General features: G+C 69.0%; 15 protein-coding genes. 8 read left to right on the top strand and 7 right to left on the bottom strand.

All coding sequences use genetic code 11. The annotated features are described in order from the left end of the window. Positions 1 to 33: 33 nt before the first annotated feature. Positions 34 to 1,461, bottom strand: a complete 1,428-nt coding sequence (locus tag KB201_RS14455) for an FAD-binding oxidoreductase (protein WP_211539527.1) — start codon at positions 1,459 to 1,461, stop codon at positions 34 to 36. A gap of 121 nt (positions 1,462 to 1,582) precedes the next feature. Further along, positions 1,583 to 4,783: a BTAD domain-containing putative transcriptional regulator gene (locus tag KB201_RS14450; protein WP_205333685.1), complete on the bottom strand. Its 3,201-nt coding sequence runs from the start codon at positions 4,781 to 4,783 to the stop codon at positions 1,583 to 1,585. Between the two features lie 112 nt (positions 4,784 to 4,895). Between KB201_RS14450 and KB201_RS14445 the strand changes: the two genes are divergently transcribed. Then, on the top strand, positions 4,896 to 5,264 hold the full coding sequence (locus KB201_RS14445; RefSeq protein ID WP_205333684.1) for a VOC family protein: 369 nt from the start codon (positions 4,896 to 4,898) through the stop codon (positions 5,262 to 5,264). A 40-nt stretch (positions 5,265 to 5,304) separates the two neighbouring features. Then, entirely contained in the window at positions 5,305 to 5,892 is a 588-nt protein-coding gene (locus KB201_RS14440; protein ID WP_205333683.1) for a mismatch-specific DNA-glycosylase, read from the top strand. Here KB201_RS14440 and KB201_RS14435 read toward each other — a convergent pair. The 4 genes from KB201_RS14435 to KB201_RS14420 are packed head-to-tail and all read right to left on the bottom strand — an operon-like array spanning position 5,873 to position 8,407. Next, complete coding sequence (locus KB201_RS14435; RefSeq protein WP_205333682.1) at positions 5,873 to 6,169, bottom strand: DUF503 domain-containing protein; 297 nt, start codon at positions 6,167 to 6,169, stop codon at positions 5,873 to 5,875. The two genes, KB201_RS14440 and KB201_RS14435, sit on opposite strands and share 20 nt — an antisense overlap. Further along, on the bottom strand, positions 6,169 to 6,999 hold the full coding sequence (gene ppk2 / locus KB201_RS14430) for a polyphosphate kinase 2 (RefSeq protein WP_205333681.1): 831 nt from the start codon (positions 6,997 to 6,999) through the stop codon (positions 6,169 to 6,171). Before ppk2 ends, KB201_RS14435 begins: the two co-directional genes overlap by 1 nt. A gap of 11 nt (positions 7,000 to 7,010) precedes the next feature. Next, the gene (locus KB201_RS14425) at positions 7,011 to 7,994 is read right to left on the bottom strand and encodes a malate dehydrogenase (protein ID WP_205333680.1); all 984 of its coding nucleotides are present in this window, start codon (positions 7,992 to 7,994) and stop codon (positions 7,011 to 7,013) included. Continuing rightward, a complete protein-coding gene (locus KB201_RS14420) occupies positions 7,991 to 8,407 on the bottom strand; it encodes an META domain-containing protein (RefSeq protein WP_211539552.1) in 417 nt (138 codons plus the stop codon). The genes KB201_RS14425 and KB201_RS14420 overlap by 4 nt, the downstream gene beginning before the upstream one ends. An 88-nt stretch (positions 8,408 to 8,495) precedes the next feature. Here KB201_RS14420 and KB201_RS14415 point away from each other — a divergent pair, with 88 nt between their 5' ends. Beyond that, positions 8,496 to 9,710 (top strand): hypothetical protein, encoded by a 1,215-nt coding sequence (locus KB201_RS14415; RefSeq protein ID WP_211539526.1) that lies wholly within the window; start codon positions 8,496 to 8,498, stop codon positions 9,708 to 9,710. 36 nt (positions 9,711 to 9,746) lie between these two features. Here the strand turns inward: KB201_RS14415 and KB201_RS14410 are convergent, their stop codons facing one another. Further along, a complete protein-coding gene (locus KB201_RS14410) occupies positions 9,747 to 11,294 on the bottom strand; it encodes a hypothetical protein (protein WP_205333678.1) in 1,548 nt (515 codons plus the stop codon). A 152-nt stretch (positions 11,295 to 11,446) separates the two neighbouring features. Between KB201_RS14410 and secA2 the strand changes: the two genes are divergently transcribed. The 5 genes from secA2 (at position 11,447) to KB201_RS14385 (ending at position 16,405) form a co-directional block, all read left to right on the top strand. Beyond that, complete coding sequence (gene secA2, locus KB201_RS14405) at positions 11,447 to 13,858, top strand: accessory Sec system translocase SecA2 (RefSeq protein WP_205333677.1); 2,412 nt, start codon at positions 11,447 to 11,449, stop codon at positions 13,856 to 13,858. After that, a complete protein-coding gene (locus KB201_RS14400) occupies positions 13,855 to 14,484 on the top strand; it encodes a CDP-alcohol phosphatidyltransferase family protein (RefSeq protein WP_055475391.1) in 630 nt (209 codons plus the stop codon). Before secA2 ends, KB201_RS14400 begins: the two co-directional genes overlap by 4 nt. Before the next feature lie 20 nt (positions 14,485 to 14,504). After that, a complete protein-coding gene (gene gcvH, locus KB201_RS14395; RefSeq protein ID WP_055475392.1) occupies positions 14,505 to 14,909 on the top strand; it encodes a glycine cleavage system protein GcvH in 405 nt (134 codons plus the stop codon). A gap of 315 nt (positions 14,910 to 15,224) precedes the next feature. Then, positions 15,225 to 15,677, top strand: a complete 453-nt coding sequence (gene garA / locus KB201_RS14390; RefSeq protein WP_055475393.1) for a glycogen accumulation regulator GarA — start codon at positions 15,225 to 15,227, stop codon at positions 15,675 to 15,677. Positions 15,678 to 15,718: 41 nt separating this feature from the next. Further along, on the top strand, positions 15,719 to 16,405 hold the full coding sequence (locus KB201_RS14385; protein ID WP_211539525.1) for a MerR family transcriptional regulator: 687 nt from the start codon (positions 15,719 to 15,721) through the stop codon (positions 16,403 to 16,405). Positions 16,406 to 16,424 lie beyond the last annotated feature (19 nt).

Genomic DNA, 16,424 nt, shown 5'->3' with positions numbered 1-16,424 from the left:
CACCCGGGGCAAGTGCGCTGTCCGATCGGCCGATCACAGGTCGCCGTGACAGAAGCGATTCGCCGGGTCGAGGCCGGCCTTGATCTCGTCGAGCCGGCGACGGTTGTCCGCGCTGAACGCGTCCGCGGCCCGGGCGACGCGTTCGGAGCCGGAGGTGAAGTTGAGGTAGGCGGCGCCGGTCACGTAGGGCTCGAGCTCGGCGCGGGTCACCCGCAACGTCGACTCGACGGCCAATGCGACGTGCGGATCGGGCACCGCCGCAACGAGTTCGAGAAGGAACCGGCCCTGTCGCCCCCGATCGTTGGGCGCGTTGTCCGCGCTGCGAGCGATCGCTCCACCGGCGTGGCGGATCTCGCCGCACACGATGAGCGGCGCAGACGCCGGGGCCGGCCGGACCCGCGCGGCGACGATGTCGACGGCCACGTCGGGGAGATCGTCGAACCATTCGGTGGTGACCATCACCGGCATCGGCTCGGTCGGGTCCATGCTGACGGCGTCGATCGCCGCGAACGGCAGCGCACCCCACATGTCGACGACCGGCGTCCGCCACTCGCGCCATTCGTCGACGACCGCGCGACCGGCGTCGAGATCCCCGGACCAGCAGCCGCGCACGACGGCGAAGCTCCGGCCGCGGAGCGGCGCCGGGACGTCGTCCGTGGGCGGGAGGTTGAGAATCGCGACGGCCGACGTCAGTTCCTCGGACTGGGCGGGCGCCCAGTCGCGGAACCGGCGGATGATCTCCTCGGCGTCGGCGGCCGGATAGAAGAGATTGCCGGCGTACACGGTCGACACCTCGACGAGCGCGATCTCCATGGACGTCACGACACCGAGACCGCCGGCGCCGGCGCCGCGCAACGCCCAGAAGAGGTGCGGGAAACTGGTATCGGTGACCCGGATCGGTGTCCCGTCCGGAGTCACCAGGTCGAACGAGAGCACGCGGTCCGACGAGAGGCCGTGGCGTCGACCGAGCCAGCCGAAACCGCCCCCGAGCGTGTAACCGACCGCCCCGACCCCGCCGGCCGAGCCCATCAGTGGCGCGAGACCGTACGGCGCCGCCGCGTCGACGACCGTTCGCCATGGGGCGCCGGCGCCGACCCGGGCGGTCCGGGTGACGGGGTCGACGCTCACCGACGAGAGCCGGGAGGTGTTGATCAGCAGTCCGCCGTCGGCCGGTCTCCCCGTGCCGTGACCGGTCGCCTGGACGGCGACGCGTAGATCTTCCTCGACGGCGAAGCGGACCGCCTCGACCACGTCGAAATGATTGTCGGGCACGGCGATCACGGCCGGGCGGTGCACGTCGAGCCGGTTGAAGCCGGATCGCGCGTCGAGGTAGCCGGCATCGCCGGGGCCGAAGACGTCGCCGGCAATCCGGTCGCGTAGTTGCGCAAGGACCGAGGTACGGGTCCGGACGGTGAGGCGCTCGGCGTGCTCGGGCAGGGAGGAGGCGGGTGTTGCGGGCATCGGCAGGTCCTCGGTCGCGGCCGGAACGATCCGGCGGAATTCGTCGGGCTCCGGACGACGCCGGAGTCCTGACCAGGGTCGCCGACGGCGCTTGAAGGCGACTTGAGGCGGACTTGGCGACTCAGGTCGGGGACGTCAGACCCCAGGTCGTGGCCAGCGAATCGATCCGTCGGATCAACCCGGCCGCCTCCTGCGCGCGGGCGGTGTCGCGCGCGGTCGCCAGCGTGGCGCCGACCACGGACGCCGGACGCCCGTTGGCGTACTCGTAACGTGCGCGGACGAGGAGGCGGTGGGCGTCGGCATAACGTTCACCGGTGCGGTCGGCGAAGTCGTCGGCCCGGTCGAGCAGTGTGGCGGCGTCGGTGAGCTTGCCGGCGACGACGAGGACCTCGGCGTGCAGACCCAGCCAGTAGCCCTCACCCGTCCGCGGGTGATCCTCCATACCGACCTCGTCGGCACCCAGTCGCTCGATGTGCTCCAGGGCGTCGTCGAGGTCGCCGGTGAGGGCGCGCGCCCACCAGTACATGCGTTCGCCGCCGCGACGGAGGTAGGCGAGGGGCCCGACGCCGTCGGACGTGATGGCCGGGCCCGCGTCCAGAACCCACCTCGTGTCGCCGAGCATCGACGCCGCGCCGACGGCGAAGATGGCCATGGCGAGCCGGGACCGTGGATCGGGATGGGCATCGGCCATCGCGGCGAAGAGGTCTCGGCCGGCGTCGACACCGCGATGCACGGTCGCCGCCCAGGCGCGGAAACCGCGGGCCATCGCGAGCTGATCGTCGCGGAGACCGTCGACGACGACGTCGATCGGCGCATAGTCCTCCAGGATGCGATGCGCCGCACCGAAATTGCCGCGTGTGAACTCGTCGATGCCGGCGGCGTGCATGCCCAGATGGGTGACGACCGGGTCGTCGGATCTCTCGGCGCGCCGACGCAGATCCTCCGCGAGACGGTGGCCGGTGTGTGCATCCGCGATCTGGATGTGGGCCGCGCAGCGGGCGTAATCGAGGGTGGCGAGGAGCCGGGCGTCGCCGAGGGCGGAGGCGAGTACACGGGCGCGGTCCTGCAGCTCGGGATCGGCGGCGAAGTACCCGTGCGCCGCGACGTCTCCGGCCAGTTGGGTGGTGATCGCGACGAGCTCCGCCTGCTGGTCACCGGTCGCGCGGGCGAGCGTCGCCGCATCCCCGAGATGCCGGCGCGCCCCGTCGAAATCGTAGGTGCGCAGCGCGATGTTCCCCGCCGCGAGGAGGGCGGTCGTGGTGCGCTCACGGTCGGCCAGCGGCCCGGCGGACCACAGATGCCGCGCGACTCTCGCCACGGCATGCGGCGAGGAGTTGCCGGCGAGGGCGTCGGCGATCGCGAGATGCAGTCGCCGTGCGCGCATGGCGGCGATGCCGTCCGCGATCGCCTCCCGGATGATGTCGTGACTGAAGCCGAATCCGAACGGATCCTCCGGTCCGAGATCGATGACACCCGCCTCGCCCGCGGGTTCGAGGAGGTCGAGCGCCTCGTCCACCGGGCGCTTCGCGGCGGTCGCCAGCAGGACCAGGTCCACGCGGGTCCCGATGAGGGACGCGAGTTCGAGTAGTTCGGTCGTCGCCGCGGACATGCCGACCAGTCGCTGGCGCACCACATCACGGATGCCGGACGGGACGGCGCTGCCCGCGATGGACCCCCGGTCGGCCAGGATGCGGGCGAGTTCGCGCACGAAGAAGGCGTTGCCTCCGGTGCGTCGCTGGATCGACGACACGGTGGCGACCTCCGGCCACTGCCGGGTCTCGCGCCGGATGAGCTCGGAGATGTCGTCGCCGCCGAGCGGGCCGACGTGGAGGCGGCGATGCTCCGGCAACCGGGCCAGCGTCGCCAGGGTGGTGGCGACGACGGGCCGGTTCGACGGCGAACGCAACGAGGCGAAGAACGTGACCCCCGCGGTGCGTCGGGCGGCCATGTGCGCGAACAACTCCAGAGACGCACCGTCGGCCCACTGCAGATCGTCGAGCACGATGATCAGCTTCGACGTCGCGGCCACCCCCTCGAGGAGATCGGCGGCCTGGTCGTAGAACTGGAATCGAGCGGCCGCGTCCGGCATCTGCCGGGGCGGCGGGATCACGTTGACGCCCTCGGTCACCATCCGGCCGAGTGAACTGTCGAGGAGTCGTTCCCGATCGGCGGGATCGAGCCGGGGGAGGACCGCACCGAGGATCTGCACCCACGGCCACATCGAGGGTGCGGCCGGGTCGTCGACGCAGCGCCCCCACAGCACCCGGAGGTCGGCGGCGCCCGCGGCCCGACGGCCGGCTTCGTCGATGAGCGCCGTCTTGCCCGCGCCCGGCTCGCCCTCGACCACGACCACGCCGCCGTGTCCTGTCATCGAGGCGAGCACCGCCCGATGCAATGCGGCGAGTTCGTCGGTCCGGCCGACCACCGACGGGCCGTCGTCGAGGTCGGCGTCGTCGACCGATTCGTCCGTCATCGACTGCGCCGACGTCCGCGGGCCCGGTGCCGGGACGTCCGGCGCAAGCGTCACCTTGCCCGCGGCGGTGGCGGCCGGGGCGTCGAGATGCGGAGCGTGGTCGAGGATGTCGCGTTCGAGGGTGCGGAGACGGGGTCCCGGGTCGACGCCGATCTCCTCGGCGAGGGTCCGGCGGGCGGTGGCGATCGCCCCGAGTGCGTCGGACTGACGGCCGAGTCGGTAGAGGGCGGTGGCGAACAGCACCCACAAACCCTCGTCGAGCGGCGCGCGTTCGACCTCGGTCTCCAGTTCGGTGACGAGCAGGCGGTGGTCGCCGTCGGCCATGCGGGCCTCGAAGGACATCTCCCGCGCCGCCTGCAGCATGCGGTCGAGGTGATCGGCGGCCTCGTCCCGGAAGGCGAGGCCCTCGAACTCGGGGAGCAGGGGACGATAGTCGGCGAGCACCTGGTGCAGCAGCGGTGCGGCACCCGCCGCGTCGCCCTGTTGCATCAATGCACGAGCATCGCCGACCCGGGCGGTCAGCCGGCGCACGTCGACGTTGTCGGCGGCCGTCGGGAGGCTGTACCCCGTCCCGTGGGTGAGCAGGACCGTGGAGGGAGTCCGAGGCTTTCGATGCGGCTCGAGGACTTTGCGCAGGCCCGAGATGTAGGACTGGAGCGACACCTCTGCGCGCTCCGGAGGCGAATCGCCCCAGATGCCCTCGATCAGACTGTCGGCGCGCACCGGAACACCCTCGGCAAGGATCAGCTGGGCGAGTGTCGCCCGCTGCTTGCGCGTGCCGAGTTCGACCGGGTCGGAACCGATCTGAGCCCCGAGGCCGCCCAAGACCGTATAGGAGATTTCGAGCATCAGCGTGAGTGTAAGTGGTGATCGGGTCCTTCCGGGCGGCTAGCGGCGAACGTGCCGACGATCTGCCCGCGACCGCCCGGGAATGTCGGTGGCCGGGAGTAGCTTGGCAGGCATGAGTCTCGCACTGGGCATGATCACCGTCGACGCACTCGCGCCCGCGCCCCTGGCGACGTGGTGGGCCGAGCAGCTCGGCGGCCGCATCGTCGAGGACAACGACGGTTACTTCGTCGTCGTCGCGGTCGGGGAGGGCGGGCCGCTGTTCGCGTTCCAGCAGGTCGAGGACCCCACACCTGGCAAGAACCGCATCCATCTGGACCTGACCACCGACGATCTCGAGACGGAGGTGGATCGACTCGTGGCGGCGGGCGCGAGCCGGATCGCCGATCGTGAGATGCCCGGCTTCGCGTGGGTGACGCTCGCCGACCCCGACGGCAACCAGTTCTGCGTGTCGGCCCGACACGGTGCGGAGACGGCATCCTGACGCGTTCCCGCATCGCCCGGCCGGATACCCGGTGTGCCTGATGGGATTCACCCGGGCCGACCTGCTCGCCTACCGAGACCGCACCGTCGACGACCTCGTGGGCGAGGGCTGCAAGCTGCTGTTCGTCGGCATCAACCCCGGCCTGTGGACCGCGGCCACCGGTGCGCATTTCGCCCGGCCCGGCAATCGGTTCTACCCGGCGCTCGCCCGGGCCGGCATCGTCGACCACGTGATCGACGCATCGACGGGCATGTCCGACGCCGACCGGACGATGCTGCTCGACAGCGGCGTGGGGATCACCAACGTCGTGCCACGCGCCACCGCGACCGCCGCCGAACTGACCGTCGACGAGTTCCGCGAGGGGGGACGCCGCCTGCGCGAACGGGTTCGTGAGATCCGCCCACGGGTTGTCGCGGTCGCCGGGATCACCGCGTATCGCAGCGCGTTCGGGCGCCGCGATGCCGTGCCGGGGCGGCAGGACGAGACGTGGGACGGGGCCGAACTCTGGGTGGTCCCCAACCCGAGCGGACTGAACGCGCACGAGACGGTCGAGTCCCTCGCGGCCGCCTACCGCCGGGCCGCGGTTGCCGCCGGGGTCGTCGACGACCTCAGAAGTCCTCCGAGCTGACGACCCGGCGTCGCACCGACAGCAACTCGACTTCGGGATGGGCTGCCGCAGAACGTTCGACGGCGTCGAGCACGTCGACGACATGTCCGCGGTCGGCGGCCACCGCACTGACCCCGATGACGGTTCGCCGATGGACGTCGAGGTGTCCGACCTCGGCAGCCGTCACCGTGTACCGCTTGCGCAGGTCGGCGACGATCGGTCGCACCACGGACCGCTTCTGTTTCAGCGAGTGCACGTCACCGAGCAGATAGTCGAACTCGCAGAACCCGATCCACATCAGTGGTCGGTGCGGATCAGCGTCGCCACGTGGTCGGGTACGTACTTGGACAGCGAGCGCGGCGGGCGGTGATAGTTGCCCGACTCGATCGGATGCTTGGGCAGCGACACGCGGGGGCGGGGGACCTCGGCGTACTCGATGGTCGACAGCAGATGCGAGATCATGTTCAGGCGAGCATGCTTCTTCACGTCGGATTCGACGACGTACCACGGACTCAGCGCGGTGTCGGTGTGGACCATCATCTCGTCCTTGGCGCGCGAGTAGTCCTCCCACCGGTACACCGACTCGAGATCCATCGGGCTCAGCTTCCATTGCCGCACAGGGTCGTTCATGCGTGACCGGAACCGCTTGAGCTGTTCGTCGTCGGACACCGAGAACCAGTACTTGCGCAGCAGGATGCCGTCGTCGATGAGCATCTGCTCGAAGATCGGGGTCTGCCGCAGGAACCGCGAGTGCTCCTCGGGGGTGCAGAAACCCATGACCTTCTCCACGCCGGCGCGGTTGTACCAGGACCGGTCGAACAGGACGATCTCGCCGGGCGCGGGCAGATGCGCGACGTAACGCTGGTAATACCACTGTCCGCGTTCGCGATCCGTCGGCGCCGGGAGCGCGGCGACCCGTGCGATCCGTGGGCTCAGATACTCGGTGATGCGCTTGATCGTTCCGCCCTTGCCGGCAGCGTCACGCCCCTCGAAGATGACCACGACGCGGGTGCCGCTGTCACGGACCCATTCCTGGAGCTTCACGAGTTCGGTCTGCAACCGGAACAACTCCGCCTCGTAGACCTTGTTCCCGATCCTGGCCCTTTTCGCCTTGTCCTTCTTCGACATGAGCAGAAACACTACGGGGTGGACACGGCCTCGCGCTCGGATTGGAGTTCGGCGACCGACGCGTCGATCCGCGCCCGCGAGAACTCGTTGATGTCGAGACCCTCGACGATCTGCCACCGGCCGTCGACCGAGCGCACCGGAAACGAGCACACGAGTCCCTCGGGGACTCCATAGGCTCCCGGGGACGGCAGCGCCACCGACGTCCAGTCGTCGGGCGGTGTCCCGAGCACCCAGTCGTGGACATGGTCGATGGTGGCGTTCGCCGCCGAGGCCGCCGACGACGATCCGCGAGCCTCGATGATCGCGGTGCCACGGCGGGCGACGGTCGGGATGAAGTCGTCGACGAGCCAGTCACGGTCGGCGGCGATGTCCGCGCCGCTTCGGTTGCCGACCCGGGCGTGGAAGATGTCGGGGTACTGCGTGGCGGAGTGGTTGCCCCACACGGTGACCCGGCTGATTTCGTCGACGCCCGCGCCGGTGCGTCGGGCCAACTGGGCGATGGCGCGATTGTGGTCGAGGCGGGTCAGGGCGGTGAACCGGTCGGCCGGGACCTCGGGCGCGTTGGCGGCGGCGACCGCGGCGTTGGTGTTGGCGGGGTTGCCGACGACGATCACCCGGATGTCATCGGCGGCAACGTCGTTGATGACCGAGCCCTGGGCGGCGAAGATGTCGGAGTTGGCGGCCAGCAGGTCGGCGCGCTCCATGCCCTTGGTGCGCGGACGGGCCCCGATGAGCAGACCGAAACTCGCCCCGTCGAACGCCTTGCGCGGATCGTCGAGGACGTCGACGGACTTCAGGAGGGGGAACGCGCCGTCGTCGAGTTCCATCGCGGTGCCGACTGCGCCGGAGATCGCCTGCGGGAGTTCGAGGAGTCGGAGAGCAACCGGTTGGTCGTGACCGAGCATCGCGCCGGCGGCGATGCGGAAGACGCTGGCGTATCCGATGCTGCCGGCGGCACCCGTCACGGTCACCGTCACCGGTATCCGCCGGTTCATGCCGGCTTCTCGGTCAACAGGACCTGCGCCGCGGGGCCGACGAGGATGAGGGAGTGGCCGACCGAATACCAGGTCAGCGGTTCCTTCGTGAACTCGGTGACCCAGGTGTCGGCCTCGGCGCGCGGCCCGGGGCAGGCCATCATCGTCGAGGCGAGGGAACCCAGGCGCAACAGCGAGTTGTCGACGCGGAGGTCGCCGATGTGTCGGTTGCAGCCGGCCGACAGAGCGATCCGGTTGGCGGCGGGGAAACTGACCTCCAGCGGTCCGCCACCGGGGATCTGCTCCCCGGCCACCGCGGTCGAGGTGTAGGTCTTGCCGACGAAGCCGGGGGCGGGGGGAGCGGCGACCGCGGACCCGGGGCCGACGAGCATCGTGCCGACCGCGGCGATCACCGCGCTGAGCAGTAAGGCCATGCGTAGGCTGATGCGGTGTTCGCCGGAACTCACGTGCACAACGGTAGCCGACCGGACAGGGGATGGATATGACGAATGTGGGGGATCCATGGTCCCGGTGACGTGTCGGACCGAGTACCTGACCGGTCGCCACCATCGTTCGGCCACCGCCGCCTGGGTCCTCATGGTCGCCGGGATGATCGCACTCGTCGCGCTCAACATCGCCGGGGTCGACGGTCTCATCACGTCGGCGGTGGTCGGTGGCGCGATCGCGGCGTCGTTGCTCGGGGCGGCCTTCGGCCGGCTCGGTGAACGAGGCGCCGTCCTGCTCACCGTCGACGACGACACGGTCTACTTCGGCAACGAGGACCGCACACTCGTCGGGTACCCGCTCTCGTCGCTGGTGACGGTCGCGGTGGGAGGTCCGGCGGACTCCACCTCGGACATGGCCGGCGACCGTGCCCGGCACCTGACGGTGATCGGTCAGAAGTACCTCAAACTCACCTTCGCGACCCGGGACGGAAAACCGGTGCCGGCCGATCGGAGTCCGGGCGAGACCCGAGACGATCCCGATGCCGCGTCGGAGACGGACTTCTGGCGGGTCGCCGTCGTCGAGGGGGATCCGGCGGTCGCGGAGATCCTGGCCCGACTCCGCCGGCACGCGCCCGAACGCATCGCCACGAAGAAGAAGGGCGCCCCGACGCCGGCCGGGTCGCGGGCGGCAGCGGCGAGCGCCCCGCCGGACGAAACGGTCGACCTGACCCGACCCGCATCCGGCGGGCCCCGGATCGCCGACGCGGGTTCTGACGAAGCGGCGCAACGGTTGTGGGAGGAAGCGGCGCGTCGCCACGACGAGGTCCTCGGCGCTTACGGAACATACGAACTCGATCCCGCCATGCTGCTGAGGTATCCGGCCGTGACCGACGTGACGGTCGAACAGACGCAGACCTTCCATCTCGCGCTCGACGAGGCGATGGCTCTGCGGACCGACGACTACCCGGACAACCGCTCGCGCGCCGACGCCTACCAGCAGTCCGTCGCCAGACTGCGGCGGGCCTGGATCGCCTGCGAGAAGAACGGCCGGCGGGTGGGCGCAAGCTACCTGGAGCAGACCGATCAGGACGACCTCGATCGCGCGCTCAAGCTCTACAACCACGCCGCCGCCAGCAGCACGCCGGCCGAGCAGGCGACGTACTACGGCCGCGTCCGCGACATCGTCACCACAATGACCGATCGCGGGGTGCTGCATCCGCCCGAAGCGGCGGTGGCCGAACTGCAGGCCGTCACGCGGAGGGCGCTGGAAGCGGGGACGCCGAAGGTGTGAGGCCGGCCAGTGTGGTCGCGCCGGCCGGCTCCGGCGTCAGTACCGGCCTTCCTTGATGAAGCGTCCGTCCAACGAATAGACCGCCTCGGCGTCGTCGGTGTTGGCGATGTCCATGCGGATGACGAACTGCGGAGCCTCGTCGATGCGGTTGCGTTCGACCTCGACGCCCACCGCATCGCGGTCGTACTCCGGGACCGACGCACGTCTCATCAAGTCGGCCCTGACCTGGTCGAGGGTGTCTGCCGAGATGCTGTCGAAGCGGAAGCCTTCGCTTCGGTAACGGCCTTCGCTGACAGAGGCCACCGGGAATTCGCCGGGCGCGACGGCGACTTCGCCGCCACGGTCGCCGAGCCGGTACCGGACCAGGACCCCGCCAGAGTTCTGGATGATGCTCGCTGTGACCGGGGACACACCGTCCGCTGTCCCCTGGATGATGAACTCCTCGATGACGGGTGCGTCCAGAGGGACACGCGCAGCCGCCAGTTCACGTCGTGCCAGTTCAAACGACTTGGCGAAGTCCGCGGGGTCGAAGAACTCGGCGACGGTGCCGTCGGGTGTCGCCTGGACAACGTAATCATCGACGACGCCCTCGTCGGGTTCGATGGTCCCGGTGATCAATACCGGACCGTCCGGTCCGCGCCGTTCGATGACCACCTTGTCCAGTTCCGGTTCGGTGGAGTACGGCCGGACCGCCGCCACCATCGGGTCGGCGAGTGAGCCAAGCGTGTTCGGGTCGATGGCCGCGGCGTCGAAGGTCTTGTTCGCTCTTTCGGTGTTGGGCACGACTGACGAATTCGAGTACCCGTCACCGATGTTGATCGTCCTGGCACGGCCGGTAGTGGGATCGAAGACGCGCGCAGAGGCCGACGGAGAGCCGATCTCGTAGTCGAGTTGCAGCACGTTGTGTACGCCCTGCGGGCCCGCGTATTCAGCGATTGCATCCAGCATCCGCCGATGGTGATCGGCGAGAGTCGCCGCGTTGTCTTCGTCGGCCTCGTCGTCGGAATCAATCGCGGAATCGAACCCGGAGAGCGACGGCCCCTCGACGTGCCACCCGCCGGCGACACCGAACAGCAAGGCGCCGGCCACGAGCAGGGTGACCGCGGGATAGACGAGCGCCCAGCGGCCGGGCTGATCGTCGAATTCGGGGGTCTCCGGCTGGTCGCGGGGCGGGAGAGCATCCGGCGGCAGTGTCGTGAACGGGGTGTCGGTCAGCGACTGGAAATTCCCCTTGGTCATCGAGGTGATCCAGCGCGCCCGGTACGCGGTGTCGTTCGGTGGGTTGATCCTCGCGGTGACCATCGTCGGTTGCGAGTCGTCGGCGGTCAGGCTGCTGCGGGTGAGCGCCTCGACCTCCACCTGCGGGGCGTCCGGCGACGTGGCGCGCCGGAACTCCGGCAGTTCCGACACCCGGGAAGCGCGGGGACTGACCGCGATGCCGGCGAAGACCAGGGGGATCCCGAAGAACAGCGCGACCCACCAGTCGTTGAATGCACCGAGGCCGACCCCGACCGCGATGAGCGACCCGGCGATCGTCGCGCGCAGGAGACGGAGTCGAACCCTGGTCCGGCGAGTCCTGGTCATGGGCCGTCCTTAGTCCTCGAGCCGAATCGGGTGGACTGATCATAATGTCGGCGTTCTCGGTCGACCAGCGGCCGCGTACCGTTGTTGCTGACCTGACCCGCCCGGAGGGGGTGGGTCGCGACGGACCGGGAACGATCAGGAGAAATGTTTCGGTGGGAAAGCTGAGCAACAGCATGTGGCGCCTTCTGGGCGCCCAGTCGACTCGCAATCAGTCGAAGTCGTTGGGTGTGATCAAGGACGCCGAAGCCCACACCGACTGGGCCGCCGAACTCGCCGACGACGCGTTCGGCGCGGAGGCCGAGAAACTCGACATCGCCGAGAAGCCCGCGGACCGCGCGAAATTCCTCGCCCTCGTCCGCGAAGCCGCCGACCGCACCATCGACCTGCGGCCGTTCGACGTCCAGTTGCAGGGCGCCCTCCGGCTCCTGGAGGGCGACATCGTCGAGATGGCCACCGGTGAGGGCAAGACGCTCGCCGGCGCCATCGCCGCGATCGGCCATGTGCTGCAGGGACATCAGGTCCACGTGATCTCGGTCAACGACTACCTGGCGACCCGCGACGCGGAGTGGATGAAGCCGCTGTTCGACGTCTTCGGCATCACCGTCCACGCGGTCTCGGAGAACTCGAGCCGCGAGGAACGGCGACGCGCCTACACCGGTGACGTCACCTACGGGTCGGTCAACGAGATCGGCTTCGACGTCCTTCGTGATCAGCTCGCCCTGTCCGAAGCGGACCTCGTCTCGCCGACACCCGACGTGGCGATCATCGACGAGGCGGATTCGGTGCTCGTCGACGAGGCGCTCGTGCCGCTGGTGCTCGCCGGTTCGACCGAGACCGAGGTACCGGACGCGGCGATCCACGACGTCGTGTCGCGGATGAAGAACAAGCACTACGAGGTCGACGCGGAGGGCCGCAACGTCACCCTGACCGACGAGGGTGCGGTGTTCGTCGAGGAAGAACTCGGCGGCATCGACCTATACAGCGAGGAACACGTCGGCACGACGCTCGTACACGTCAGCATCGCCATGCACGCCCACTATCTCCTCGAACGCGACATCCACTACATCGTCCGCGACGGCGGCGTGCACCTCATCAACGCCTCGCGCGGCCGCGTCGCGCAGCTCCAGCGCTGGCCCGACGGGGTCCAGGCCGCGGTCGAGCTCAAGGAAGGGCTGACCCAGACCGATTCGGGAGAGGTCATCGACACCATCACGGTGCAGGCCCTGATCGGCCGCTACCCGAAGGTCTGCGGCATGACCGGCACCGCGCTCGCCGCCGGCGAGCAGTTCCGCCAGTTCTACGAACTGCGCGTCTCGCAGATCCCGCCGAACACCCCCAACGTCCGGACCGACCTGCCCGACCGGGTCTACGACACCAAGGCCAACAAGGTCGAGGCGATCGTCGCCTACGTCAAGGAGATCCACGAGACCGGACAACCCGTCCTCATCGGTACCCACGACGTGGCCGAGTCCGAGGAACTCGCGTACTTCCTCGACAAGGCCGGGGTGTCGTCGGTCGTGCTCAACGCGAAGAACGACGCCGAAGAGGCGAAGATCATCGCCGAGGCCGGCGCCCGGGACGCCGTCACCGTGTCCACCCAGATGGCCGGACGGGGCACCGACATCCGCCTGGGCGGTTCGAAGGACGACGCGGACGCCCACGACGAGGTCATCGAACTCGGCGGGTTGTGCGTCGTCGGCACGGGCCGCCACGACACCGAACGTCTCGACAGTCAGCTGCGCGGACGCGCGGGGCGTCAGGGCGATCCCGGTACGTCGGTGTTCTTCTCCAGCCTCGAGGACCCGGTCGTCACCAAGAACCTCGCGTTCAAACGAGATCCCGTGTCGCCCAACGAGGACGGTTCGATGGGCAGCAAGGGTGTCGACCTCATCGAGCAGGCCCAGCGGATCGCCGAGGGCGTGATGCTCGAACTCCACGCGAACACCTGGCGTTACAACAAGCTGGTCAATCAGCAGCGGGACATCATCGTCGAACGTCGTATGCAGATCCTGACCACCGACGCCGCGCTCGAAGAGCTGGCGGATCTGGAACCGGACCGCTACGCGCAGTTGACCGGGAGCACGACGACGGCGGAGACCACCACCGATGAGGCCGACGCCGAGAAGGCCGACGCCGAGAAGGCCGACGCCGAGAAGGCCGCGACCGATCACGGGGCCACCCCCGCCGTCGCGCCCGTGCCTCGCGAGGTGTTGTCACAGGCCGCGCGCGAGATCGTGCTCTACCATCTCGACCGCGCCTGGGCCGACCATCTCGCGTTCGTCTCCGACGTCCGCGCCAGCATCCACCTCCGGTCGCTGGGCAAGGAGAGCCCGCTGGACGAGTTCCACCGGCTGATCCTCGCCGAGTTCGCCGATCTGCCCGGTACGGCCCTCGCGAAGGCGCGTGAGACGTTCCGGGAGGCCGACATCACCCCCGACGGCGTCGACCTCGGGTCGGCGGATCTGCACCGGTCGACGACCACCTGGACCTACATGGTCCACGACAACCTGTTCTCCTCGGGCGGAGCGAAAACCCTGCAGGGCATCATCGGGATCTTCCGGTGACCGAGCCGGAGGCGGCGACCACGCCGGCTCCGGACCGGATCGTCACGGTCCCGAACGCGTTGAGCGTGCTTCGGCTCGCACTCATCCCGGTGTTCGTGTGGCTGCTCCTCGTCGAGAAGGCGGACGGCTGGGCCTTCGCCGTCCTCATGTTCTCGGGCTTCTCCGATTGGGCCGACGGCAAGATCGCGCGACTCCTCGACCAGTCGTCGAAGATCGGTGCGCTGCTCGACCCGGCCGCCGACCGGCTCTACATCGTGATCATCCCGATCGCGTTCGGCATCCGGGAGTTCCTGCCGTGGTGGCTGATCGGTGTGATCATCGCGCGCGACGTCCTGCTGTTCGCGTCCGCTCCACTGTTGCGATCGCGGGGCGTGCTGGCGCTCCCGGTGCTCTACATCGGCAAGGCGGGGACCTTCGCGTTGATGAGCGCATTCCCGTGGCTTCTTGCCGGACAGCTCGATTCGATCGTGGGGACCATCGCCTACCCGATCGGCTGGGCTTTCATGATCTGGGGCGTCGGACTGTATCTGTGGTCCTTCGTCCTGTACTGGTATCAGACGATCCTGGTGATGCGGCTCATGCCGCCGCGTCACCCGGCAGGCGACTCGGCAGACAGTAGAGTCTGACGAGGACGAAAGGGGTTCGCGTGACCGACAGCAAAGTGCCAGAGACCTTGCGGTACACCGCGGAGCACGAGTGGATCGAGCGACTCGGGCCGACGACGGTGCGCGTCGGGATCACCGACTACGCCCAGGACGCCCTCGGCGACGTGGTGTTCGTCCAGCTACCCGAGAGCGGTGCGGAGGTGACCGTCGGCGAGTCGTTCGCCGAGGTCGAGTCGACGAAGAGTGTCTCGGACATCTTCGGGCCGCTCGCAGGCACGGTGTCGGCGGTGAACGACGCCCTCGACGCCTCGCCGGAACTGGTCAATTCGGACCCGTACGGCGAGGGGTGGCTGGTCGAGATCGAGGCGGCAGACGAGGCGACCCTCGACGAACACCTGGGTGAGGTACTCGACGCCGCGGGGTACCGCGCCGTCATCGAGGGGTGAGTTCTCCCGGCCGTGAACGGCCGGAGCCCCGATCGACCCGGCTGATCGCCTCCGGAACGATATGATCGTCGATGCCGGAGTCGACTCGCGCGCCGGTGGGATCGGCAGGACCGGTACGGTTACGGCAGTGGGAACGAGGCGCGACGTGACACCGATGCTCACGATCTCGCGCCGAGAACTACCCGGCCGCACAAGTCATGTAGATTCGACCGGCCATCGTGGCGAGAGCCGACGGGCACCGTCCCAGGCGATGCCGGCGGTTCCGAGAACGAGGTTGGCGACTGTGCGGTCGGCACTGACGACGACGAAGGAGAAGTGGTGAGCGAAAACGACAGGGACTTCGAGGCGCCGGTGGAGACCACATCGGTGTTCCGGGAGGAGTTCATCAATGAACTCGATGCCGGGACCAGCACCTCGAGTGAGCCGGCCGACACGGGGGTCGAACGACTCGCTCCCGGGACCGCGCTGCTTGTCGTGAAGCGAGGACCCAATGCGGGGTCGCGGTTCCTCCTCGATCAGCCGACGACCTCGGCCGGCCGGCACCCCGACAGCGACATCTTCCTCGACGACGTGACCGTCAGCCGTCGTCACGCCGAGTTCCGTCTCGGCGACAACGACTTTCAGGTCGTCGACGTGGGCAGCCTCAACGGCACGTACGTCAACCGCGAGCCGGTCGACACCGCGTCGCTGAGCAATGGCGACGAGGTTCAGATCGGCAAGTTCCGTCTGGTGTTCCTCAGCGGTCCGCGCGACGAAGCAGACGCCTGACACCCGTGACGGCGTCCACGGCCCCCCGCGGCGAAGGATCGATGTCGATCGGCACGGTCCTCGCCCAATTGCGTGATGACTTCCCGGACATCACGATCTCGAAGATCCGATTCTTGGAGTCGGAGGGTCTGGTGACCCCGGAGCGGGCTCCGTCGGGGTATCGACGGTTCAGTCAGGCCGACTGCGAACGGCTGCGGTTCGTGCTGACCGCGCAGCGGGACCGGTATCTCCCGCTGAAGGTGATCAAGGAACAGCTCGACGCGATCGACAACGGCAACGGCGGTTTCGGTCCCGGCGGAACGCGCGTGCTGTCCGCGGCCCGCGGGACCGTGGCGCCGGCCACCGACTTCGGTGCGCGCGCCGGACGCGTCTCCCGGGAGTCGCTGATCGAACGCACCGGGGTGGATTCGGCGTTCGTCACCGAACTCCAGCGCAACGGCCTGTTGACCGCCGGGCCCGCCGGGTTCTTCGACGAGGACGCCGTACGGCTCGTCGAGGCGGCCGCGGCCCTGGCCAGTTACGGCCTGGAGACGCGTCATCTCCGGGCATTCAAGGTGTCCGCAGATCGCGAGGCGGGCCTCGTCGCCCAGATCGCCAACCCGATCGCCAAGGGCAAGGGCACCGGTGCGCGGGACCGCGCCGAGGAACTCGTGCGCGAGATCGCGGCCTTGTCGGTGACGCTGCACACGCAGTTGGTCAAGGCGGCCATCAAGGGTGCGCTGGACTGAGATCGCGGTGCGCGCGTGC

It is taken from the genome of Gordonia sp. SCSIO 19800 (assembly GCF_018132775.1).
Classification (GTDB): Bacteria; Actinomycetota; Actinomycetes; order Mycobacteriales; family Mycobacteriaceae; genus Gordonia; species Gordonia hongkongensis.
The sequence above is the reverse complement of the archived record's forward strand: the minus strand, read 5'-3'. Positions and strand labels throughout refer to the sequence as shown.